Source organism: Bradyrhizobium sp. GW821-FHT13H05 (assembly GCF_058804065.1).
Genome location: NZ_JBXAPO010000005.1, coordinates 227,844 through 251,045, shown reverse-complemented (window position 1 = coordinate 251,045; position 23,202 = coordinate 227,844). Strand labels below are relative to the sequence as shown.

Genomic DNA, 23,202 nt, shown 5'->3' with positions numbered 1-23,202 from the left:
CGCACAAATGGCGCAAACCTTAGGAAAACCAGTTACCTAAGCATTAATCCGGTTGCGCAGCCGAGCCTGCCTGGATCCATGCGTGAATCACGTCGCGATTGCATGGCGGGCGCAGCAAACGCTGCACTGCATCGTTAATCCCTGCTTAATGCGGGGCGCCGGCACCCTTGTCGCCGCCGCCATTGCGGAGACGTCCGACCACGCCGGTCGGAAAGAAATAGACGCTGGCGATGAATAGCAGTCCGAGCCAGAGCAGCCAGCGGTCGGGGTGCAACAGTCCTGGCAGCAGCGGCAGGCCGGCCTCTGACGCGGCCTTGGAGGCGACGCCCATCAGCGACTGCAGATAGTTCTGGGCGAGAATGAAGATCGTGGCGCCGATGATCGCGCCGTAGATCGTGCCCATGCCGCCGATCACCACCATCAGCAGAATGTCCAGCATGATCGAGAAACTGAGCGAGGTATCGGGTCCGGCATAGCGCAGCCACAGCGCATTCAAGATGCCGGCGCCGGCGGCGACCAGCGCCGCAAGGCAGTTGGCGTAGGTCAAATGGAAGACGGTGCGGAAGCCGAGCGCGTCGGCACGAAAGCGGTTCTCGCGGATGGCCTGGAGCACGCGCCCGAACGGCGAGTTCACCACGCGCAGCAGCGCGAGGATCATCAGGGCCGAGATCGCGAAGACCAGGTAGAAGGTCAGGATGCGGCCGTTGATCTCGAGGCCGAACAGGTTCTTGGAGATCAGCACCGTGCCGGGACGCAGCAGCTCGGGCAGCTGAAAGCTGCGCCCGTCCTCGCCGCCGGTCAGCCAGGATAGTTGCGAGGCCAGCACCTGGAACGCGGAGGCGACCGCGAGCGTGATCATGGCAAAGAAGATCGCGGCAACCCGCAGCGAGAACAGGCCGATCGCGAGCGCCAGCAGCGCCGCGAGCGGCAGGCCGACGACGATGCCGGTTGCGACCGCGGCCCAGTTCGGTCCCATGCCGTACAGTGCGATCGCAATCGCGTAGCTGCCGATGCCGTAGAACATGGTGTGCGCGAACGACACCGAGCCGGTATAGCCGAGCAGCAGGTCGTAGGACGCGACCAGCGCGGCGAACACGCAGATCTTGGCTGCGACGTTCAGCGCCTTGGCGCCCGGGAACAGGAATGGCGTCGCCGCCAACGCCAGGATGATGACGACGAGGAGGAGCGTGAGGACGCGGCTGCGTGGCGGATCGCCTGACAAGATCATCATCGGGTGGTCACTGCATAGAGGCCGCGTGGGCGCCACATCAGAATGGCGACCATCAGCAGGATGTTGGAGACGAGGGCGAGTTTCGGCACCAGGAAGCCGCCGTAGTTGGCGACCATCGCCACCAAAATCGCGCCGATGAAGCAGCCGCCGATCGAGCCGAGGCCGCCGATGATGACGACGACAAAGATCAGGACGGTGAGCTCGTCGCTCATGGAGGCATGGACCTGCTCGCGATAAAGCGCCCACATCACGCCGCCGAGGCCGGCGAGCGCCGAGCCCGTCATGAACACGCCGAGGAACAGGCGGCGGATGCGATAGCCGAGCGCCTCCACCATCTCGCGGTTCTCGACGCCGGCGCGGATCAAGAGGCCGAGCTTGGTGCGGTTGAGCACGAGCTGGATCGCGATGAAGACGGCCAGGCCAATCAGTGTTGCCAGCACGCGGTATTTGGCGATGGCGACGTCGCCGAGAATGAAGGAGCCGCGCAGCGAGGTCGGCAGCGGCATCGGGATGATCTGCGGTCCCCACAGCGCATAGAGCGTCTGTTCTGCAACAATGAGACCGCCCGTCGTCATCAGGATCTGCTTCAGGTGCTGACCGTAGACCGGCAGGATCAGCACGCGCTCGACGACGAGGCCAAGCGCGCCTGATACCGCCATCGACAGCAGCGCCGCCGGCGCGAGCACCGCGAGGTTGATCCAGAGCGAATCCGCCTGCACCGAGGCTACGAACGGCGCAAACACCAGGGTCGCGACATAGGCGCCGACCGCGATGAAGGCGCCGTGGCCGAAATTGAGCACGTCCATCAGGCCGAACACCAGCGTCAGGCCGGAGGCCATGATGAAGATCATCATGCCCATGGCGAGGCTTGCGGCGGTCAAGGTCAGCCAGGTGCTGGGCGAGCCGATCAGCGGGATCATGAGAAGCGCGAGCGCGATCGGGAGCAGGATCGGCGCGATGTCTCGCTTCGGCTTCGGCAGCGGATCGGTTGCGGCGAGTTCAGTCACTGATGCGCCTCCAGGCTCAAGCCGAGCAGCCGCTCCTGCAGCGGCACGTCGGCAGCGAGCGCCGCCATCTCGCCGCGATGGACGATGGTGCCGTTGTCCATCACCAGCACGTTGTCGCCGAGCTCGCGAGCGGCGAAGAAATTCTGCTCGACCAGGAGGATCGTCGCGCCCTTGCGCTTGATCTCCTTCAGGCACTCGATCAGCGCCACGATGATCGCAGGCGCCAGCCCCTTGGTCGGCTCGTCGATCAGCAAGAGCTTGCGCGGCTCGATGATGGCGCGTGCGATCGAGAGCATCTGCTTTTGCCCTCCCGAGAGGCTACCTGCGCGCGACAGCCAGAACCGGCGCAGTGCCGGGAAAAATCCAAAAATCCATTCCAGTTGCGTGTCGTCGAGCGGCCCGTCGCGCGCCGCCAGCACGAGGTTCTCCTTCACCGTCAGGTCGGAGAACACCGCCATGCTTTCCGGCACGTAACCGACGCCGAGCCGGGCGATGTCGGGCGTGGCGCGGCTCTCGATGCGCATCCCGGCAAGGCTGATCTCGCCGCTTGAGGCCTGCCACAGGCCCATGATGGTGCGCAGCGTCGTGGTCTTGCCGGCACCGTTGCGGCCGAGCAGCATCGTCGTCTGTCCCTGCGGGACGGCGAGATCGATGCCCTGGAGGATGTGGTAGCGGCCGATATGGGTGTGCACGCCGGAGAGTTTCAAAAGGTCGGTCATGCTGCGCTCTCTGCAGTGCTCTTGGGGGCAACGCCAAGATAGGCTTCCTGCACGATCGGCGAGGCAATCACTTCGGCCGGCAGGCCATCGGCAACGAGCTGGCCGTTATGCAGCACGATGATGCGGTCGGCGAGCGAGCGCACCACGTCCATCTTGTGCTCGACCAGCAGAATGATCTTGCTCTTGTCCTGCTTGAGCTGCGCGATCAGGTTCAGCACCACAGGCACCTCGTCGATGCTCATGCCGGCAGTGGGCTCGTCGAACATGAACACTTTTGGTTCGAGCGCGATCATCAGCGCGACCTCGAGCTTGCGCTGGTCGCCATGCGACAGCGCGGTGGCGGTGACGCCGCGGCGATTGCCGAGCGCGACCTGGTCGAGAATGGCGTCGGCGCGCGCGATCAGATCGCGGCGCACCATCCAGGGCCGCAGCATGTCGTAATGAGTGCCGTTCGCCGCCTGCACCGCGAGGCGGACGTTCTCTTCCACGGTCAGGTTCGGAAAGAGATTGGTGAGCTGGAACGCACGTCCGAGACCCGCACGGGTCCGCAGTGGCGCAGAATGCTGGGTGATGTCGGTGCCGTCGAACAGGATGCTGCCGCTCGAGGCGCGGAGCTGGCCCGAGATCAAATTGAAATAGGTGGTCTTGCCGGCGCCGTTCGGCCCGACGATGGCGGTGAGCTCGCCGGGGCGAAAGGTGCAGGAGACGTTGTTGACCGCGACATGGCCGCCGAAGCGGATGGTGAGGTCGCGGGTTTCGAGAGAGAGCGTCATTGAGGGTCTGATGAGTTTGGGATGTATCCGCGATCACGGAGCGCCCCCTCCCCCGCTTGCGGGGGAGGGCGGGGGAGAGGATGTCTCAGCAATCGAGAACCCCCAAGAGGAAAAACCCTCTCCCGGCCTCTCCCGCAAGCGGGAGAGGTGAAGTCAGAAAGCTCAGCGCTTGTTCTTGACCGGAACGTCCATGTCCTCGATCTTCAGCTCGCGCACCGGCTCGAGCACGGCCCAGGCGATATTCGGATCGACCTTGACCTTGAAGTGATACATGCTCTGCAGCGCCTGATGGTCCTCTTTCCGGAACACCATCTTGCCCTTCGGCGTGTCGAACTCCAGCCCTTCCATCGCCGTGATCAGCTTCTCGGTGTCGGTCGACTTCGCCTTGGTGACGGCGGCGACGACGGACATCGCAGCGGCAAAGCCGCCCGCGGTGAAGAAGTCCGGCGGTGCGTTGAAGCGCTTCTGGTGCTCGGCGACGAACCAGTCGTTCACCGGGTTCTTCGGGATGTCATAGTAGTAATAGGTCGCGCCTTCCATGCCCGGCAGGCCCTTATAGGCGGCGAGCGCCGGCAGGATGTTGCCGCCGGTCGAGAGCTCGATGCCGTAGCGCTTCGGGTCCATGTCCTGAAGCTTGGCCAGCGGATTGCCGGCGCCGGCCCAGATCACCCAGATCACCTTGCGCCCGGGCTTATCCTTCAGCGCATCGAACAGGCGCTGGCCGACCGCGGTGAAGTCGGTGGTCGAGGTCGGGGCGTATTCTTCGGCGGCGAGCGTCGCGCCGGTCTTGGCGAGCGCCTCCTTGAAGGCGGCAACGCCGTCGCGGCCGAAGGCGTAGTCCTGTGCCAAGGTTGCGACGGTGACGCCCTGCTTGCCGATCGCCACCGCATTCGAGATCGCGTCCTGCGACGAATTGCGCGCCGTGCGGAAGATGTATCGATTCCACTTCTCGCCGGTAATCTGGTCCGCGACCGCCGGCTCGACGATCAGGATCTTCTTGTTCTCCTCGGCGACGGGGAGAATGGCGAGCGCTGCGGCCGATGAGGTCGTGCCGATCGCGATGTCGGCCTTGTCGTCCTGATAGGCTTCCGCCAGCGCGGCCTTGGACAGGTCCGGCTTGCCCTGGTCGTCCTTGGTGATGACGACGATCTTGCGGCCGTCGAGCGTCATCGTGCCCTTGGTGGCGTATTCAAACCCCATTTGCAGGCCGGTCTCGGTCTGCTTGGCATAGGCCTCGAGCGGACCGGTCTTGCCGTAGATCAGCGCGACCTTGAGATCGTCTGCATGCGCGGAGGTCACCGCGGCCAAGCCGAGGATGGTTGTTGTTATGATGAGTGAACGACGCACGATGGTCCCTCCCTGTTGAAATGCCTTGATTGACTGTCTTGGCCATAGCGATTTGCACAGCCTGACGAACATTGCAATTCCACCTTCCGGCGGGTCTTGCAGGGTGCGCACATGACAATCGATTGACGCGAGCGTAGCGGATTGCGACTGCCGCAGAAATCGGCAGGCTGGGCGCGTCGGCCCGCGCCGAAGTCGTCCCGGGATCGGGGTGCTCGGGTCACATAAGGTCAGGCGAAGGGAAGAGTCTACCGCCGATACCCGCTCGCCCGCGAATAGCCCTGGCGGTTCTGCTGCGTCGGCCGGTTGGCGACGCTGCCACGGGACTCGCTGGAGGCGGGCGTGGCGAGCTTCAGCTCCTCCAGGAAGATCGGCCGCGAGAAATAATAGCCCTGCGCGTAGCGGATCTTGGTCGCGGCCTGCAGATAAGCCAGCTCCTCATAGGTCTCGATGCCCTCGGCGATCACGGTCATGCCGAGCGCCTCGCTCAGGGATTCGATTGCGCGCAGAATGCCCTGGCTGCGCGGGCGTTTATGGATGTCGGTGATGAAGGAGCGATCGATCTTGATCTCGTCGGCGGTGATGTCGGCGAGCGCCGAGAGCGATGAATAGCCGGTGCCGAAATCGTCGATCGAGATGCCGACGCCGAGCTTGCGGAACATCGGCAGGATTTCCGACTGGAAATGGCTCTTGGCGACGAAGGCGTCTTCCGTGACCTCGATCATGAAGCGCTGCGGAAAGCCGGTGTCGTCAAGCGCCTGCGCAAAGCTGCGCATGAACTCGGGCTTGCCGGCCTGCTTGGCGGCGACATTGATGCTGATGGAGGCTTCCGCGCCGAACGTTTCGTTGATCAGGTCGATCGACTTCACGATCTCGGCGAGCACGAGATGAGTGAGCTCGTCGATCAGTCCGAGCTCGCTGGCGAGATTGATGAACGAGCCCGGCGCCTGGATGACGCCCTCGTCGTCGCGCAGCCGCACCAGGGCCTCGATGCCCTTCACGGCCTGTGTGCGGATGTCGACCTTGGATTGGAAGGCGCAGCAGAAGCGCTTTTCGAGGATCGCGAGCCGCAGCGACTGCTCGATCTTGGTCCGCGCCTGCGCCTCGCGCTCCATGCTGGCGTCGAAGAAGGCGGCCAGTCCCTTGCCGTCGTTCTTGATGCGGTACATCGCGATGTCGGCGTTCTGCCGCAGCGTCTCGAAGCTGCGGCCGTGATCGGGATAGAGGCTGATGCCGACCGAGGTCGAGGCAAAGACCTCCGAATTGTCGATGAAGAACGGTGCAGTCAGCCGCTCCAGCGTCGCTTGGATGAATTCGGCGACTTCCTCCTGGCTCTGGATCGGGGAGAGCAGCAGCAGGAATTCGTCGCCGGAGATGCGCGACAGCATGTCGGAATCGCGCAGATCGCGTCCGAGCCGCTTCGACAGCTCGACCAGCAGCGCGTCGCCGACGGCGTGGCCGTAATAGTCGTTGATGTGCTTGAAATTGTCGACGTCGAGGAAGGCGAGCGCGAAACGCTCGCCGGCGCGATCGCGCGCCAGCAGGGTGTTGGCGCGATGCTCGATCACGCGACGCGAGGGCAGGCTGGTCAGCTCGTCGAAATAGGCCGAGCGGAACAGCTGGTCCTCGAAATTCTTCTGCTCGGTGATGTCGGAGGAGGCCGAGATCAGCAGCTCGCGTCCGGCGAGGCTGATCGGGCGATGGGTGGTCAGCAGCACCTGGCGTGCGGCTCCGTCGTGAAGCGCTTCCTCGGTGACGACAGGCTGTCCCGCGCTCAGTGCCTGACGACAGGCTTCCCGGCGCGACGCCAGATCGGGCGAGGGCCGGCTGCCGTCCATGCCGAGCTGCGCGGCGGCGGCATCATTAACCAGAAGAAGCTCGCCTTGCGCGTCCTGCACGGTCAGGCCGGCCGGCAGCATTCTAACGATTTCCTTGAGAAATCCGAGTTCGGCTTCACTCGCGCCGGAATATCTGTTGTCGTTCATAGAAGTCATGAATCTTGTTGTTTCAGCGCGCCTTTGCAATGGGCGCGATCTTGCGCGGTTCCCTCTTAAGTTTGGTTAAGGGGTCCGGAGAAATACGGGTGTGTTTTGCGGCGATGCGTCGCGCGCCGCCGATCGTCATTAACAGGGCGTCAATGCCACTTGCGAGACCGCGAGCGGAGCGCGCGCTTCGCTTTCGCTTGTGTGGAATCTACCCGTTCTTGGGGATACGGCATTGCATGATGCAATGCAGGCCGGTCGCCAGATACGAGACCTCGGTCTTGCCGTCGAAGGCAGACAGCGCCGATTTCAGCAGCTTGGTGCCGAAGCCAGGTGCTGACACGTTGCCGATGCTCGGGCCCTCGGTCTCGTCCCAGGTGACGGTCAGGCGGTCGCCGCTGACGGTCCATGACACCTGCAACAATCCGCGCGGCGCGGAGAACGCACCATATTTGCCGGCGTTGGTGGCGAGCTCGTGAAACATCAACGACAGCGTCACCGCGAGCTTCGGCGGCAGGAACAGCCGGTCGCCGTTGAGGGTGAAGCGGACATGGCCGTAAGGCCCGAGCTCCGAAATGAGCAGATCGCGGATATCGCAGCCCGCCTTGTCGATCCGCGAGATCAAATCGTCGGTCGTCGCCAGCGAGCGCAGCCGCGGATCGATCCGGGCCCAGATCTGCGGCTGGTCGTGCAGCACCTGGTGAATCACGGCATGCACCGTCGACAGCTTGTTCTTCAGCCGGTGCTGGAGCTCGTCGACCAGCAGCTTGCGATAATCCTCTTCCTCGATCAGGCGTTTGGAGATCCGCCGTTGTTCGATCAGAAGTGTCCGATAATGCTCGACGCCCCAGATCGTGAGTGCACAGACCGCCCAGTACAGCGCCAGCAGGGCAAAGCGTGCGTGATCGGCAAGGGCGTCGCTGAAATTCAGGACCACACCGAGCACGCCGCCGACGATCGCCGTTACGATGCCGATCCGGAAGCCTCCGAATGCGGCGGCAAAGAACACGGCCGGAAAGTAGGGCGTGAAGTAGACGTCGGGGCGGACATGGGCGAGACCCCAGCGCGCCAGCGTCGCAACCAGCAGGCAGGCGACCGCAAAGACAATGCTTAAGGCCGGCGACGGCGGTGCCACGCCCTGCCAGCCCTTGCGGAATTCCTCGATCAGCTTCTCCATGCGCGGCCCGGTCGCGATGTGCATTCGTTGTGAATGTTACGCATGTCAGCAGCGCAAGCAACGCTTGCCTTGTCGGGAGCCGGCAGGAATAGTGACTGTCGCGGCTCCGACCGTCGCGGCGCAATCATCGATCGGTGTCCGCTATTTGGCATCAAATCATTCAAAAACAGGGACATCCCATGGGCAGGCTGGACGGCAAGGTGGCGGTGATCACGGGCGCGACGAGCGGCATCGGATTGCGAACCGCGGAAGTCTTCGTTGCCGAAGGTGCCAAAATTGTGATCGCGGGCCGGCGTATACCGGAAGGCGAGGCGCTGGCATCGCGGCTCGGGGTCAATTGCGTCTTCCGCCAGACCGACGTGACGGTCGAGGCGCAGATGCAGGCGCTGATCGCGCTAGCGGTGGACAAGTTCGGCCGCATCGACTGCCTGTTCAACAACGCCGGCGGTCCGGCGCAGACCGGCGGCATTGAGGGCCTCGAGGTCGAGCGCTTCGACGCGGCGATGGCGACCCTGGTGCGCAGCGTCATGCTCGGCATGAAGCACGCCGCGCCCATCATGAAGAGGCAGGGGGCGGGCAGCATCATCAACAATGGCAGCATCGCCGGCCGTCTCGCCGGCTACTCCTCGTCCATGGTCTACGGTGCGGCCAAGGCGGCGGTGATCCATCTCACCAAATGCGTGGCGATGGAGCTCGGCGAATCCAACGTCCGCGTCAACTCGATCTCACCCGGCGCGATCGCAACCGGCATCTTCGGCAAGGCGCTGGGGCTCTCGACCGATGCGGCCGAGAAAACGCCGGCGGTGATGCGTGAGGTCTACAAGGCCGCGCAGCCGATCCCGCGCGCCGGCATCCCCGACGATATTGCCCATGCGGCGGTTTTCCTGGCGAGCGACGAATCCAGCTTCATCAACGGCCACGACCTCGTCATCGACGGCGCCATGACCGGCGGTCGCAACTGGAGCCAGCAGCAGCAGGGCTATGTGGCCCTGCGCAAGGCGTTCGATCAGGGGGCGTAGAAGACAGGTTCCGTGCCCCGGACGCGGTGCGGCGCGAAGTGCCGCACCGCAGAGCCGGGGCCCATCTCTCCGAACTGAAAGTGTCTCAAGATTCTGGGTCCCGGCTCTGCGCAGCAACGCTACGCGTTGCAGCGCGTCCGGGACACGACAGCGGTGCTAAACCGCCTTCACCCGCACCTTCAGCCCGTCCCGCGGCTTCGGGATCGGCCACATCTGCCAGTTCGGCTTGTACCCGGGCTCCAGCGACACCTCGATATTCTGCAGGAAGTGCCGCGCGAAGCACTTGGCCTGCATGTAGGCGAAGTGCAGGCCGAGGCACATATGCGCGCCGCCGCCGAACGGCACAAAGGCGAAGCGGTGGCGGTTGCGTTGGGCTTCCTCGGTAAAGCGTAGCGGATCAAAGCGATCGGGCTCCGGCCAGATGTCCTGCATGTGATGGGTGTAGAGCGGATTGATGCCGATCGCCGTGCCAGCGGGAATCGCAAAGCCCTTGAAGCTGAAGTCGCGCATCGCGCGGCGCGGCATCGAAGGCACCGGCGGCTTGATGCGCAATGCCTCCTTGAACGCCATCTCCGACAGCGGCATCTTTTCGAGATCATCGAAGCTGCTGGGGGCATCAGGGGCAAGCCCGAGCGCAAGAACCTCGGCGCGCAGCCTGTCCTGCCAATCCGGATTGGCGGCGAGCTCGCCGACGAAGGAGGTCAGCGACGACGTCAGCGTGTCGTGTGCCGCCATCATCAGGAAGCTCATGTGGTCGATGATGTCCTGCTCGGATAGCAGCGCGCCGTCCTCATGGGTGGCGCGGCAGAGATGCGAGAACAGATCGTCGCCGCCGTGATTGCCACGTCGCAGCGGAATCTGCTGGCGGAAATAGGCGACGATGCGTTTGCGTCCCTTCACGCCGGCCGCCATCTGGGTGCCGGGCAGGGGGCGGCGGATCGGGGCGACGGCGGCCGCGACCATGTCGACGAAGGCGCGGTTGATGTCGTCGACCTCTGGTCCGATATCGGCGCCGAGGAAGGACGCCGCGGCAAGATCGAGCGTGAGCTGCTTCATCGCCGGATAAAGCTGCATCTCGCCGGGCCTGGCCTTCCATTGCGCGACGCGCGCGGCGATGCCACGGTCGAGATCGCCGAGATAGGACTTCATCGGCCCGGACTTGAACGCGACCGACAGCGCCTTGCGGTGCAGGCGGTGCTCGTCGAAATCGAGCAGCATCAATCCGCGCGGAAACAGTAGTCCAAGCACCTTGTTCCAGCCGTGTGTCGAGGAGAACAGCTTTTGCTGGTCGAACAGCACGAGCTCGTTGGCCTCGGGGCCGAGCAGCACGACATTGGTCTCGCCGAAAACATGGGTGCGGTAGACTGGGCCGTATTTGGCGCCGTTCGCCTCGATATGGCCCTTGGGGTCGGCGAGCACCTGAAAGGTCTTGCCGATGATCGGCCAGCCCTCGTCGCCGGGGATATGCGTCAACTCGTTACGCCCCGGCGCGGTGAAGTCGAGCGCAGGGGAGGCGACATTCTGCATCGACATGACGATTGCTCCGGTTGGCTGACCGAACAGCGCGCGACCGTGGCATTATTGCGGCCTGCGCCATCTGACCGAGTCAGCATAGCACAGGCCGTTAGCGCGTCTTCCCGGTAGTGGTTACAGGCGTAGCCTCAAAGACGCCTATCGCTTCGCCGCTTCCTTCTGCAAATCCGGCGCATTGACGGCGGGAATGGCGACACGGCCGGGGCCGGTGACCTTCAGCGCCTCGGCAGCCTTCTCGTTCTCCATGATCTTTGCCATCACGGCCTGGCCCGCACGCTCGAAGATCGCGCGGTTCTCGATCACGAATTTTTGCGACTTGCGCAGGCCGTCGGTATAGCCGTTGATTTCAGGCACCACATAGCGCGCCACCATGTCCCAGCTCCGGCGCGTGGCTTCCGGATTGGCCCAGTCGTGCACGAAGCCGATGACGGCGCCGACGCCGCCGGACACCTGCATAACGTTCTTGATGGTTTTGACGAGATCGTCGGGCGTGCCGATGGTGGACGCTGCGCCCTCGACGAAGGCGGTCTTGTCCACGGCCTCGTCGGGCGAGGAGAATGCGGTCAGGCCCGGCCGCTGCAGCGTGCCGACATTATACTCGTTGTGCCAGCGCATCAGCCCGGCGCCGGCTTCCTTGCGGGCCTGCTCGCGGGTCTCGGCGATGTGGAAGGTCAGGAGCACGCGCCAGTCGGCGCGGTTGACCGTGGTGCCGTGCTTCTTGGCGGCATCCTCGGCGAACTGCCATTGCTGTTGCAGTGACATCAAGCCCTGCGTCGTCATCGAGCCCAGCGAGATGATGCCGATGCCGTATTTGCCGGCGAGCGTCATGCCGGAGGGCGAGATCTGCGAAGCCACCACGAACGGCATTTCCTCCTGCAAGGGCAGGATCTGGAGCGCGGCGTCGTTCATGGTGAACCAGTCGCTCTTCGCCGTGACGCGCTCACCGTTGAAGAGCCGGCGGATCACGCCGATCGCCTCGTCCTGGCGGTCACGCTGCGTCATCGGATCGATGCCGAGCGTGTGCGCGTCCGAGGCAAGCGCGCCGGGACCGGAGCCGAAGATGGCACGGCCGCCGGTCATGTGGTCGAGCTGCACCATGCGCTGCGCGACGTTGTAGGGATGGTGATAGGGCAGCGACACCACGCCGGTGCCGAGCCTGATCCGCTTGGTGCGCTCGCCGGCTGCGGCCAGGAACATCTCGGGCGAGGCGATCATCTCCCAGCCGGAGGAATGATGCTCGCCGCACCAGAACTCGTCATAGCCGAGCGCGTCGAGTTGCTCGACGAGGTCGAGGTCGCGCCGGAACTGGAGCATCGGATGCTCCCCGATCGGATGATGCGGGGCAAGAAAGGCTCCGAACTTCAGGCGCGCCATGGCGTTCTCTCCGGCTGTTTTTTGTTTGTTGGGTGCGGAAAGCTACGTGCTGGGACAGGCGAACGCAATCGCGCGATGTCCCGCGCCGCGGAATGCAGGCATGCGTGATTTGATTTGAAGCGGCAGGCCGTTCCGCAGGCTCGTCATGCCCGGGCTTGTCCCGGGCATCCACGACCTTGCTGTGCGGGCCTAAGAACGTGGATGGCCGGGACAAGCCCGGCCATGACGATGAGGAGCCATCCTCACCTTGTCATCCTGTTCCACGCATCGAGGCCGGCGATCTTGTAGGCCTCCGCCAGCGTCGGATAGTTGAAGGTGTTCTGGATGAAATAGTCGATCGTGCCTTTGAGATTGAGCACGGCCTGGCCGATATGGATCAGCTCGGTGGCGCCTTCGCCGAGGATGTGCACGCCGAGCAGGCGGCGCGTCTTGGTCGAGAAGATCATCTTCATCATGCCGCTGTTCAGCCCCATGATATGGCCGCGCGAGGTCTCGCGGAAGCGGGCGATGCCGACTTCGTAGGGAATGCCGCGGGTGCGCACCTCTTCCTCGGTGAGGCCTGCGGTCGAAATCTCCGGAACCGAATAGATGCCGTAGGGAAAGAATTCCGGCGGTGCCATCGGCTCCATGCCGAGCGCGTGGCAGGCGGCGACGCGGCCCTGCTCCATCGAGGTCGAGGCAAGGCTCGGAAAGCCGATCACGTCGCCGGCTGCGTAGATGTGCGGCACGCTGGTCTGGAGCGTCACGGGATCGACCGAGATGCGGCCGCGATGGTCGACGACGATGCCGGCGGCCTCCAGGTTGAGCCGGTCGGTGGCGCCGACGCGCCCCGCCGCGAACAGCAGCATTTCCGTGGTGACGTGCCGCCCGTCCGACAGATGCGTGACGATACTGCCCGTTGCCGTTTTCTCGATCGAGTTGACCTTGGCCCCCAACCGCAGCGCGACGTTGCGGTCGCGCAATTCGTGCATGAACTCGTCGATCAATTCCTTGTCGATGAAGTCGAGGAAGGTCGGCCGCGGCTCGATCAGGGTGACGGGCACGTCGAGCGCGCTGAAGATGGTGGCATATTCGACGCCGATCACGCCGGCGCCGATCACGGCCAGGCTGCGCGGCAGTTTTGGCAGCTCGATGATCTCGTCGCTGTCGAGCACGCTCTGCCCGTCGAACGGCACATAGTCGGGGCGGAACGGGCGCGTGCCGCAGGCGATCAGGATGAAGGCGGCCGACACCACCTTGGTCTCGCCGATGGCGCTGGTGATCTCGACCTCGTGTGGCGAGACCAGGCGCGCCTCGCCATTGGCGGTGCGCACCAGATTGCGGCTGAACTGATGCTCGAGCACCTCGACCTCGTGGTCGAGCGTCTTCTGCAGCCGGGTCATTAGATCGCTGGCCGCGATGTCCTGCTTCACCCGGTAGGAGCGGCCGTAAAAGCCGCGCTCGCGCCAGCCGGACAGGTTCAGCACGGTCTCGCGCAGCGTCTTCGAGGGGATGGTGCCGGTATGGACGGAGACGCCGCCGACCCGCCGGCCCTTCTCCACCACCAGCACGGCCTTGCCGAGCTTGGCACATTGCACCGCGGCCCGGCGCCCGGACGGGCCCGAGCCGATCACCACCATGTCGTAGTCGTACATCCGGAAGACTTCCGAGCCCGCAGAAACCAGCGGGAATTGCCATGCAGCAATCGGGCCAAAGCGGCAAGGGGAAAACAAGTCCTACCTCCGAGGTAATCGCGCGGATGACGCCGATCTGCGAGTTTTGCGCGCAAATAAATCGCGGAAGGTTCGCGCGCAAATGCATCAAACCGTCACAAAACAAGTCGATTCGGCGCGCCGCTGGTGGGTGCTGGCGATCGTCGTCGCCGCCCAGTTCATGTTCGGCGTCGATGCCTTCGTCGTGAACGTCGCCATCCCCACCATCGCGGTCGATCTGCGCGCAACGCCGGCGCAGATCGAGTCCGTCATTGCGATCTATTTGATTGCCTATGCCACGCTGGTCGTCACCGGCGGCCGGCTCGGCGACATCCACGGCACGAAGAACGTGTTTCTGGCCGGCGTGCTCGGTTTCACGGCGACCTCGCTGTGGTGCGGCCTCGCGCAATCGGGCGTGGAGCTGATCATCGCGCGGCTGGCGCAGGGGGCCACCGCGGCGCTGATGGTGCCGCAGGTGCTGGCAACCGTGCATCTGCTCTTCACCGACGAGTCGCGCAGCCGCGCCTTCGCCGTCTATGGCATCGTGCTCGGGCTTGCGGGCGCCGCCGGCTTCCTGCTCGGCGGCCTCCTCGTCACGCTCGATCTCGCCGGCACCGGCTGGCGCGCGGTGTTCTTCGTCAACGTGCCCAGCGGTCTCGTCATCGCCGCGGCCGCCTGGCGTATCATGCCGTCGGTGCCGCGCCGGGCCGGGACAAGGCTGGACATCAAGGGCGGCATGGTGCTGTTCGCGGGGCTGTTGTGCCTGATCGGCCCGCTGCTGTTCGGCGACGATGTCGGCTGGGCGCCGTGGCTCTGGGCCGTGATGGCGATCGGCGGCGCGATCCTCACCGCATTCCTCAAGCTCGAACATGCGGTCGCGCGCACCGGCGGCATGCCGCTGATCGATCTCGCGCTGCTGGCGGACGCGGCGTTCCTGCGCGGCCTCGGCGCGGCGTTCTTTTTCTTCGTCGCCAATCTCTCCTTCTATCTGGTCATGACGCTGTTCATGCAGCGGGGTCTGAAGATCGCGCCGCTATCCGCCGGCATGGCCTTCATTCCACTCGCGCTCGCCTTTGTCGTCGCTTCGCGCCACAGCGGCGTACGGGCGCGGCATCGGGGCACCAAGGTGCTGATCGAAGGCTGCGCGCTCCAGATCGCGGGCCTTGCCGCGCTCGCGCTTGTTGCACTCAATGTCGATACGCCAACGCCGATCGCGCTTGCGCTCACCATGATCATTTTCGGCTACGGTCAGGGCCTGGTGATGGCGCCGCTGTCCGGCGCCGTGCTCTCGACGGTAAAACCCGTCGCGGCAGGCTCGGCCTCCGGCATGTACGGCACGACGGCGCAGATCGGAAATGCGGCCGGAGTGGCCGCAATCGGCGCGGTGTTCTTCGCGGTGGAAACGTTGCAATCAGCGCGCGCAGGATTCCTCGTCTCGCTTGCGCTGTTTGTGACGTTAATCATGATCTGCGCCGCATTTCTGTCGTGGATGCGTCGCGCATCTGCACGAAGTTGAGGCAGTGCGGTTAATACATGCGGATTTCTGCGGGATTTACGGTGATTTCGTAGAGATTGACAGCGCACGGTCTTTTTATTTTGCAGCGCAGCAACTATTTGGTTTGGGTTGACGTTGAACGTCGCCTGCCAGGAGTTGCCGTGTCGCTCGTCAGAAATGTCGATTTCTTGAGACGTCTGCCAAAGGTGGACGGTCTGCGCCTGCCTGACTTTGGCCGGGGCGCCGATGCGTCCAGCCCGTTGGACGAAGTCACAGGCTTTGGTGACAATCCCGGCAATCTTCGCATGTTCACGTTCGTGCCGGAGCAGCTCCAGAAGCCGCGCGCGCTCGTCGTCGTGCTGCACGGCTGCGGCCAGACCGCTGCAAGCTATGATCTCGGCGCGGGCTGGTCGACGCTCGCGCGGCATTACGGCTTTGCGCTGGTGATGCCCGAGCAGCAGCGCGTCAACAACGGCAACACCTGCTTCAACTGGTTCAACCCGGAAGATACCGCGCGCGACAGCGGCGAGGCGCGCTCGATCCGCGAGATGATCGCGCACATGGTGGCGACGCACCGCATCGATTCCAGGCGCATCTTCATCACCGGCCTGTCCGCCGGCGGCGGCATGACGTCGGTGATGCTGGCGACCTATCCGGAAGTGTTTTCGGCCGGCGCGGTGATCGCAGGCCTGCCCTACGGCATCGCGTCGAATTTGCGCGAGGCGCTCGACGGCATGTTTCATTCGCCGCAGCGGCCGGAGCGTGAGCTCGGTGATTTCGTGCGGCGGGCTTCCGACCATCGCGGGCCCTGGCCCAGAGTGTCGGTGTGGCACGGCAGCGCCGACCGCACCGTCAATCCCGGCAACGCCAACGAGATCGTCAAGCAATGGCTCGACCTGCATGATCTGCCTGCCGTGCCGATGGCGGAGACCAATGTCGACGGCTATCCGCGCCAGGCCTGGTGGAACAAGGACGGCGAGACACTGGTCGAGTCCTATGCCATCACCGACATGGCGCACGGCACGCCGCTCGGCATCGCCGATAATGATCAGCGCTATGGCGTCGAAGGCGCGTTCCTGATCGAGGCCGGCATCTCCTCGTCCTATCACATCGCAAAATTCTTCGGCCTGACCGGCTGGATTCCGGACGCGGCCAGGAAAAAGGCGGAGGCAAAGCCGACGCCGGCACGCTCGCCCGCGCCACATCTGGCACGCTCGATCCGCGCCGCCGTTGCTGACGAGCCGGCCGAGCCGAAGCGCGAGGAGGCTCGCGGCTTCGATCTCGGCCAGATCATCACCCGCGCGCTGACCGCCGCGGGATTGATGAAGTAAGCGCTACGACGTCGCGTCGATCATCTCGATCGGCGTCACCGTGACCTCGCCGCCGGCGACCTTGCGTGTCATGTCCTGATAGTGCTTGAAGAAGTCGCGCGATTGCAGCGCCTTTTGCGCGGCATCGTCGGTGACGCTGGCGAGGTGGAAGTATTGGCCGTCGTCGCGGTTCTTCAGGCAGCGATAGCTGAGCCGACCCTTCAACTCCGGATCGTTGTCGATCGCCTTGATGAAGCGACCGATCTCGCGGTGCCATTCCTCCGTCGTCCCGTTCCTGAATTCGTATCTGATCATGAAGTGCTTCATGTGACGCTCCCTGTTCGTCATGTGCGCATCATCTGCGCCTTAGGAGCGATCCCGCAAGTATGGACATAATTGATAGTATGGACTTTTTCGCCGCCGCTCCTATCCTCGGCGGAAAGGCTAACGCATGGAGGCGACGACATGGCGAAGGCAAGAGCGGCCCCGGTTCGCACCTGTCCGGTCGCGGCCTTTCAGAAGATGATCAGCGGCAAGTACAAGCTGCGCATCGTCTGGGATCTCAAGGACGGCCCGCGCCGCTATGGCGAAATCCGCAGCGGCCTGTTGCGCGGCACGGAAGGCAGCGCCGAGATCACCCCGCGCGTGCTCAGCCGTGAATTGAAGGCGCTGACGACGAGCGGCCTGATCGACCGCAAGGATTTTGGCGAGGTGCCGCCGAAGGTCGAGTATCGCCTGACCCGCAAGGGCAAGAGCTTTGTGCCCGTCGTCGCCGCGATCCGTGAATGGGGCGAACGCAATCTGGGCGAGACGGCGGCGCTCGCAGACGCCGCCGAGTAGTCACATCTCGCCGGTGATGAACGGATTGGTCATCCGCTCCTGGCCGATGCTCGAGCCGGCGCCATGGCCGCAGATGAAGCCGACATCGTCGCCGAGCGGCAGCAGCTTGGTCAGAATCGATTCGATCAGCGTCGCGTGACTGCCGCCGGGCAGATCGGTGCGCCCCACGGAACCGGCGAACAAGACGTCGCCGACATGGGCAAACCGCAAATCCTTGTTGAAGAACACCACGCTGCCGGGCGAGTGGCCGGGGCAGTGCAGGATGTCGAACGACAGGCCGCCGATCGACACGGTGTCGCCCTCCTCCAGCCAGCGGTCCGGCGCGAAATTGCGCACGCCGGTCATGCCGAAGCGCGCGCCGCTCTCCACCACGTTGTCGAGCAGGAACTTGTCGGCGGCATGCGGTCCCTCGATCGGCACCTTCAGCGCATCGCGCAGTTCGGCCGCGCCGCCGACATGGTCGATATGGCCGTGGGTCAGCCAGATCTTCTCGACGGTGACGCCGGTCTGCTTGATCGCCTCCAGAATCTTCGGCACGTCGCCGCCGGGATCGATCACCACGGCCTTCTTGGACGGCTCGTCCCAGATGATGGTGCAGTTCTGCTCGAACAGCGTCACGGGGACGATGATCGCGCCAGCCTTGGATTGAGTGTCATTTTGCTCGGTCATGGACCGCACAATGCCGATTTTTGGCCTATGGCCAAGCAAAAGATTCGTGCCGGGCCTGAGGAACGGCCGCCCCGGCCGTCACACGGCCGTCCCAATTGGCCTGCTGGTTTGAACCCGGGCGTTCGTTCCGCGTTCTCTCGCGCGGGACTCAGATTGAGGTGGGTTTTCCGGTATGGCTCAAAGCGACGAAAACTGGTGGCGCGACGGCATTTTCTATCAGATCTATCCGCGCTCCTATCAGGACTCCGACGGCAACGGTGTCGGCGATCTCGCCGGCATCCTCCATCGCCTGCCCTATGTGAAATCGCTCGGCGTCGACGCGATCTGGCTGTCGCCGATCTTCCCCTCGCCGATGGCCGATTTCGGCTACGACATCTCCGACTATATCGGCATCGATCCGCTGTTCGGCACGACGGATGATTTCGATGCGCTGCTTTCCGCCGTGCACGCGGCCGGCCTCAAGCTGATCCTCGATCTCGTGCCCAACCACACCTCCGATCAGCATGCCTGGTTCGTCGAGAGCCGGTCCTCGCGCGACAATCCCAAACGCGACTGGTACATCTGGCGCGATCCGAAGCCCGATGGCAGCGCGCCGAACAACTGGCTGTCCGAATTCGGCGGCAGCGCGTGGGCTTTCGACGAGACTACGGGGCAATATTACTACCACGCCTTCCTTGCGCAGCAGCCGGACCTCAACTGGCGCAACCCCGACGTCCGCGCCGCGGTCTACGATGTGATGCGGTTCTGGCTGGAGAAGGGCGTCGACGGCTTTCGGGTCGACGTGATCTGGCACCTGATCAAGGACGCCGAATTCCGCGACAACCCGCCCAATCCGCATTATGTCGAGGGGCGGCCGCCGCACGAAAAGATCATGACGCGATACTCCACCGATCAGCCGGAGGTGCATGAGGTCATCGCCGAGATGCGGCGCGTCACCGATGCCTATCACGCTCGCGTGCTGATCGGCGAGATCTACCTGCCGCTGCATCGTCTCATGGCCTATTACGGCAACGATCTCACCGGTGCGCAGATGCCGTTCAACTTCGCGCTGCTCTCGACCTTCTGGAGTGCGCGCTCGATCGAGCATATCATCGAGGATTACGAGAAGGCGTTGCCGAAGGGCGCCTGGCCGAACTGGGTGCTCGGCAACCACGATCGCCCGCGCGTCGCGAGCCGCGTCGGGCCTGAGCAGGCGCGCGTCGCCGCCATGCTGCTGCTGACCTTGCGCGGCACACCCACGCTCTATTATGGCGACGAGATCGGCATGCATCAGCTCGCGATCGCACCCGAGGACGAACAGGATCCCGTCGGCAAGCGCATGCCCGGCCTCGGTCTCGGACGCGACGGCTGCCGCACGCCGATGCAATGGGACTCTTCCACCTTCGGTGGCTTCTCGGACGTCAAGCCATGGCTGCCGCTGCCGGAGGATCATGTCCACGAGAACGTCGTCAATCTCGAAGCCGACACGCGCTCGATCCTCAATCTGTACAAGCGCCTGATCGCCCTGCGGAAGGCAACTCCGGCCTTGGTCGCCGGCGATTACCATCCGATCGCCGCGCAGGGCGATCTGCTGATCTATCGCCGCGAGGCGCAAGGGAGGGCGGTGATCGTGGCGCTCAATCTCGGGCCGGAGCCGGTTGCCGTGACGACGAGTGCGATACGGTTCGGCAGCGAGATCCTGCTCTCGACGTTTCTGGATCGGGAAGGCGAACGACTGGAAGGCGTGCTGGACTTGCGTGGCAATGAGGGCGTGATCGTCACGCCGCCAGCCTAAGTGTCGCGGACGAGCAGAGCGAAGAGATGGCCGACGCTCTCTCCCCGTCATTGCGAGCGGAGCGAAGCAATCCAGAATCTTTCCGCAGTGGCAGTCTGGATTGCTTCGCTCCGCTCGCAATGACGATCGTTGAAGCAGGGGAGCAAACGATGATACACCGACATCACCCGGGGTGCTTGTTGCCCGCCTTATTCCCGTCGATATCACTCCGTTTCAGCAGATAATCCAATCCGCCGACGCGATACCAGCGATAACCATACGGCTCCAGCACGATGCGGTGTTGCCCGCGCTTGTCGGCGTGGCTGTGGTCCTCCGCGAGCAGATTGATCAGGTGCTCGCCGGCATCGCCGGGCAGTCCCACCGAGAACGCGGTCTCGCGCGGCGTCTCATCCAGATTGTGCACGAACAGCACCGAATTGTTGCGCCAGTCGTAGCGCATGATGAAGATTGCGGGATCGCGCGTCGCAATGATGGCGAAATCGCCCCAGCCGATCTCCGGCACTTCCTTGCGCATGCGGACGATGCGCTCGGTCCAGTTCAGCATGGAATTCGGGTCGCGCCGCTGTTTTGCGACATTGACGTGCTCGAAGCCATAAGGCCCCTCGTCGATCACAGGGCATGCCGGCTTGTCGCTCTTGGTGAAGCCGGCATGCGGCTCGGTCGACCATTGCATCGGTGTGCGCGCGCAATTGCGTTCGGGCAGCGAGAGGTCGTCGCCCATCGCGATCTCGTCGCCATAGCGAATGACCGGCGTTCCCGGCAGCGTGCACATCAGGCTGTAGGCGAGCTCGAGCCGCCTGCGGTCGCCGCCGACCATCGGGGCGAAGCGGCGGCGGATGCCGCGGTCGTACAGCTGCATGTCCTTGTCGGGGCCGAAGCGCTTGAACACGATGTCGCGCTGCGCCTTCGTCAGCCGTCCGAGATCGAGCTCGTCGTGATTGCGCAGGAACAGGCCCCATTGCGCCGCGGCCGGCCGCGGCTTGGTCGCCTTCAGCGCCTTCGCGAGGGGACGCGAGTCGCCGGAGGCCAACGCGTAGAACAGATGCTGGTTGACGTGGAAGTTGAACATCATGTGCATGCGGTCGCCGTCGCGGCCGAAATATTCCATGTCGGTTTCCGGCAGCACATTGGCTTCGGCGAGGATGATGGCGTCGCCCTGCCGCCATTGCAGGAATTCGCGGAACGCGCGCAGCATGTCGTATTGCTCGACCGGCTTCTTCACCTTGGCCCCCTTGGTGGCGATCACGAAGGGCACGGCGTCCATGCGGAAGCCGGAGACGCCGAGCTGAATCCAGAAGCCCATGATCTTCAAAATCTCGGCCTGCACATGCGGGTTCGAGGTGTTGAGATCGGGCTGGAAATCGTAGAAGCGGTGGAAGTAATACGCGCCGGCTTCCTTGTCGCGCGTCCAGGTCGATTTCTGCACGCCGGGAAATACCATGCCCTTGTTGGCGCCTGCCGGCTTCTTGTCGGACCACACATACCAGTCGCGATAGGGCGAATTCCTGTCGCGCCGCGCCTCCTTGAACCAGTGATGCTGGTCCGAGGTGTGGTTGACGACGAGGTCGATGATGATGCGGATGCCGCGCTGCTTGCAGCCATGGGTGAACTCGACGAAATCGCCGAGCGTGCCATAGCGGGCGTCGACACTGTAATAATCGGCGATGTCGTAGCCGTCGTCGCGGCCCGGCGAGGTCTGGAACGGCATCAGCCAGATCGTGGTGATGCCGAGCCCGTGTAGATAGTCGAGCCGGCGGAGCAGGCCCTTGAAATCGCCGATGCCGTCGCCGTTGGCATCCATATAGGTGCCGACGGAGAGGCAATAGATCACGCCGTTCTTGTACCAGAGATCGTCGATCATGCCGGGCCGCCTCGGTGGTTCCGCCGAGGGTAGCGGCGGCTGCGTGATAAGTGCGTGGGGGAGGTGAGGTTCCCGCTCTCGCTGCACACGCGCTGTCGTCCCGGGCTCGCGCCAAGGCGCGCCCCGGAATGACGGGCCGAATGGAATCGGCTAATCTCCCGCCATGGACAACATCGCCCGTATCGCCCTCGTGCCGCCGCCGGATCGTCGCCAGTCGGAAACGGCGCTCGCCATCGCGCGCGGCACCGCGCGGCTGCTGCGCTCGCTTGGCTTCACCTGCATCAGCGAATTGCCGCTGCCGTCGGGCCGGCGTGCCGATCTGGTGGCGCTCAACGAGCGCGGCGAGATCTGGATCATCGAGATCAAGTCGTCGGTCGAGGATCTGCGCGCGGACCAGAAATGGCACGAATACCGCGCCCATTGCGACCGGCTGTTCTTCGCCTTCACGCAGGATTTGCCGTGCGAGATCTTTCCGCAGGATACCGGCCTGATCATCGCCGATGCCTACGGCGCGCACATGCATTGCGAGGCGCCGGAGCACAAGCTGCCCGCGCCGACGCGCAAGCAGATGACGGTGCGCTTTGGGATGGCGGCGGCGCTGCGGATCAACCGCCTGGTCGATCCGCAGGGGCATGCGGAGTTTTGGGAGTAGATAGTCTCGTGTCCCGGACGCGCTGCAGCGTGTAACGCTGCTGCGCAGAGCCGGGACCCAGAAGACAGGCGCGGCTTCTCGCTCTCTAAAAAGAATGGGCCCCGGCTCAGCAGCGCATCACGTCGTGCTGCGCAGCGTCCGGGGCACGAGAGCGACGGAAAATTACCTCGGCGCGCGCTTGGCCAGAATCCGCTGCAAGGTCCGGCGGTGCATGTTCAGCCGGCGCGCGGTTTCCGAGACGTTGCGGTTGCACATCTCGTAGATGCGCTGGATGTGTTCCCAGCGGACGCGGTCGGCGGACATCGGGTTGGTCGGCAGCTCGGATTTCTCCGCGCTGGTCGAGAGCAGCGCGGCGACGACGTCGTCGGCATCCGCGGGCTTCGAGAGATAATCGATCGCACCCATCTTCACCGCGGTGACGGCGGTGGCGATGTTGCCATAGCCGGTCAGCACGATCGCGCGTGCATCCGGGCGCTTCTTCTTCAGCGCCGAGACCACGTCGAGGCCGTTGCCGTCACCGAGCCTGAGATCGACCACTGCGAACGCCGGCGCCGACTTGCCGATCTGCGCCAGGCCGTCCGAGACGGTGTCGCACGACGTCACCGCAAAGCCGCGGGTCTCCATCGCGCGCGACAGCCGCTCCAGAAACGGCTTGTCGTCCTCCACGATGAGGAGCGAGCGGTCGGTCTGTTCGTTCAGTTCGGCGATGGCGTTCAAGGTTTTTGTCCTCTGTCCTGCGCATCTACATATG

At 64.2% G+C, this 23,202-nt stretch carries 20 protein-coding genes; 6 read left to right on the top strand and 14 right to left on the bottom strand.

The annotated features are described in order from the left end of the window. Positions 1 to 145: 145 nt before the first annotated feature. The 7 genes from AC1RR3_RS17870 to AC1RR3_RS17840 all read right to left on the bottom strand — a co-directional run bounded on the left by AC1RR3_RS17870 (position 146) and on the right by AC1RR3_RS17840 (position 8,233). Positions 146 to 1,231 carry a branched-chain amino acid ABC transporter permease gene (locus tag AC1RR3_RS17870; protein ID WP_492824427.1) on the bottom strand — a complete coding sequence of 362 codons (1,086 nt, stop codon included), beginning with the start codon at positions 1,229 to 1,231 and terminating at the stop codon, positions 146 to 148. After that, the gene (locus AC1RR3_RS17865) at positions 1,228 to 2,238 is read right to left on the bottom strand and encodes a branched-chain amino acid ABC transporter permease (RefSeq protein WP_492824426.1); all 1,011 of its coding nucleotides are present in this window, start codon (positions 2,236 to 2,238) and stop codon (positions 1,228 to 1,230) included. Before AC1RR3_RS17865 ends, AC1RR3_RS17870 begins: the two co-directional genes overlap by 4 nt. Then, positions 2,235 to 2,957, bottom strand: a complete 723-nt coding sequence (locus tag AC1RR3_RS17860; RefSeq protein ID WP_492824425.1) for a branched-chain amino acid ABC transporter ATP-binding protein — start codon at positions 2,955 to 2,957, stop codon at positions 2,235 to 2,237. The genes AC1RR3_RS17865 and AC1RR3_RS17860 overlap by 4 nt, the downstream gene beginning before the upstream one ends. Next, a complete protein-coding gene (locus tag AC1RR3_RS17855) occupies positions 2,954 to 3,730 on the bottom strand; it encodes an ABC transporter ATP-binding protein (RefSeq protein WP_492824424.1) in 777 nt (258 codons plus the stop codon). The genes AC1RR3_RS17860 and AC1RR3_RS17855 overlap by 4 nt, the downstream gene beginning before the upstream one ends. A gap of 162 nt (positions 3,731 to 3,892) precedes the next feature. Beyond that, positions 3,893 to 5,077: a substrate-binding domain-containing protein gene (locus AC1RR3_RS17850; protein ID WP_492824423.1), complete on the bottom strand. Its 1,185-nt coding sequence runs from the start codon at positions 5,075 to 5,077 to the stop codon at positions 3,893 to 3,895. Positions 5,078 to 5,322: 245 nt separating this feature from the next. Continuing rightward, positions 5,323 to 7,059, bottom strand: coding sequence for a putative bifunctional diguanylate cyclase/phosphodiesterase (locus AC1RR3_RS17845; protein ID WP_492824422.1), 1,737 nt, complete (start codon positions 7,057 to 7,059; stop codon positions 5,323 to 5,325). Positions 7,060 to 7,267: 208 nt separating this feature from the next. After that, the gene (locus AC1RR3_RS17840) at positions 7,268 to 8,233 is read right to left on the bottom strand and encodes a sensor histidine kinase (protein ID WP_492824736.1); all 966 of its coding nucleotides are present in this window, start codon (positions 8,231 to 8,233) and stop codon (positions 7,268 to 7,270) included. A gap of 179 nt (positions 8,234 to 8,412) precedes the next feature. Here AC1RR3_RS17840 and AC1RR3_RS17835 point away from each other — a divergent pair, with 179 nt between their 5' ends. Beyond that, the gene (locus AC1RR3_RS17835) at positions 8,413 to 9,252 is read left to right on the top strand and encodes an SDR family NAD(P)-dependent oxidoreductase (protein ID WP_492824421.1); all 840 of its coding nucleotides are present in this window, start codon (positions 8,413 to 8,415) and stop codon (positions 9,250 to 9,252) included. A gap of 156 nt (positions 9,253 to 9,408) precedes the next feature. Here AC1RR3_RS17835 and AC1RR3_RS17830 read toward each other — a convergent pair whose 3' ends face one another. The 3 genes from AC1RR3_RS17830 to sthA form a co-directional block, all read right to left on the bottom strand. After that, positions 9,409 to 10,785 carry a cytochrome P450 gene (locus AC1RR3_RS17830; RefSeq protein ID WP_492824420.1) on the bottom strand — a complete coding sequence of 459 codons (1,377 nt, stop codon included), beginning with the start codon at positions 10,783 to 10,785 and terminating at the stop codon, positions 9,409 to 9,411. Positions 10,786 to 10,923: 138 nt separating this feature from the next. Further along, positions 10,924 to 12,159: an LLM class flavin-dependent oxidoreductase gene (locus AC1RR3_RS17825; RefSeq protein ID WP_492824419.1), complete on the bottom strand. Its 1,236-nt coding sequence runs from the start codon at positions 12,157 to 12,159 to the stop codon at positions 10,924 to 10,926. A 242-nt stretch (positions 12,160 to 12,401) separates the two neighbouring features. Beyond that, positions 12,402 to 13,793 (bottom strand): Si-specific NAD(P)(+) transhydrogenase, encoded by a 1,392-nt coding sequence (gene sthA, locus AC1RR3_RS17820; protein WP_492824418.1) that lies wholly within the window; start codon positions 13,791 to 13,793, stop codon positions 12,402 to 12,404. Positions 13,794 to 13,953: 160 nt separating this feature from the next. On the opposite strand from sthA, the gene AC1RR3_RS17815 reads away from it, so the two are divergent. Both AC1RR3_RS17815 and AC1RR3_RS17810 read left to right on the top strand, forming a co-directional pair. Next, positions 13,954 to 15,366, top strand: a complete 1,413-nt coding sequence (locus AC1RR3_RS17815; protein WP_492824417.1) for an MFS transporter — start codon at positions 13,954 to 13,956, stop codon at positions 15,364 to 15,366. A gap of 140 nt (positions 15,367 to 15,506) precedes the next feature. Continuing rightward, positions 15,507 to 16,676, top strand: coding sequence for an extracellular catalytic domain type 1 short-chain-length polyhydroxyalkanoate depolymerase (locus AC1RR3_RS17810; protein ID WP_492824416.1), 1,170 nt, complete (start codon positions 15,507 to 15,509; stop codon positions 16,674 to 16,676). A 3-nt stretch (positions 16,677 to 16,679) separates the two neighbouring features. On the opposite strand, the gene AC1RR3_RS17805 is transcribed toward AC1RR3_RS17810, so the two are convergent. After that, the gene (locus AC1RR3_RS17805; protein ID WP_492824415.1) at positions 16,680 to 16,982 is read right to left on the bottom strand and encodes a hypothetical protein; all 303 of its coding nucleotides are present in this window, start codon (positions 16,980 to 16,982) and stop codon (positions 16,680 to 16,682) included. A 138-nt stretch (positions 16,983 to 17,120) separates the two neighbouring features. Between AC1RR3_RS17805 and AC1RR3_RS17800 the strand changes: the two genes are divergently transcribed. Next, positions 17,121 to 17,495 (top strand): winged helix-turn-helix transcriptional regulator, encoded by a 375-nt coding sequence (locus AC1RR3_RS17800; protein ID WP_492824414.1) that lies wholly within the window; start codon positions 17,121 to 17,123, stop codon positions 17,493 to 17,495. On the opposite strand, the gene AC1RR3_RS17795 is transcribed toward AC1RR3_RS17800, so the two are convergent. Next, complete coding sequence (locus AC1RR3_RS17795; RefSeq protein WP_492824413.1) at positions 17,496 to 18,164, bottom strand: MBL fold metallo-hydrolase; 669 nt, start codon at positions 18,162 to 18,164, stop codon at positions 17,496 to 17,498. 172 nt (positions 18,165 to 18,336) lie between these two features. Between AC1RR3_RS17795 and AC1RR3_RS17790 the strand changes: the two genes are divergently transcribed. Beyond that, positions 18,337 to 19,938, top strand: coding sequence for an alpha-amylase family glycosyl hydrolase (locus AC1RR3_RS17790; RefSeq protein ID WP_492824412.1), 1,602 nt, complete (start codon positions 18,337 to 18,339; stop codon positions 19,936 to 19,938). 163 nt (positions 19,939 to 20,101) lie between these two features. Here AC1RR3_RS17790 and AC1RR3_RS17785 read toward each other — a convergent pair whose 3' ends face one another. Next, entirely contained in the window at positions 20,102 to 21,799 is a 1,698-nt protein-coding gene (locus AC1RR3_RS17785; RefSeq protein WP_492824411.1) for an alpha-amylase family protein, read from the bottom strand. Between the two features lie 163 nt (positions 21,800 to 21,962). Here AC1RR3_RS17785 and AC1RR3_RS17780 point away from each other — a divergent pair, with 163 nt between their 5' ends. Further along, on the top strand, positions 21,963 to 22,451 hold the full coding sequence (locus tag AC1RR3_RS17780; protein ID WP_492824410.1) for an MmcB family DNA repair protein: 489 nt from the start codon (positions 21,963 to 21,965) through the stop codon (positions 22,449 to 22,451). 162 nt (positions 22,452 to 22,613) lie between these two features. Here AC1RR3_RS17780 and AC1RR3_RS17775 read toward each other — a convergent pair whose 3' ends face one another. Further along, on the bottom strand, positions 22,614 to 23,168 hold the full coding sequence (locus AC1RR3_RS17775; RefSeq protein WP_164934823.1) for an ActR/PrrA/RegA family redox response regulator transcription factor: 555 nt from the start codon (positions 23,166 to 23,168) through the stop codon (positions 22,614 to 22,616). Between the last annotated feature and the right edge of the window lie 34 nt (positions 23,169 to 23,202).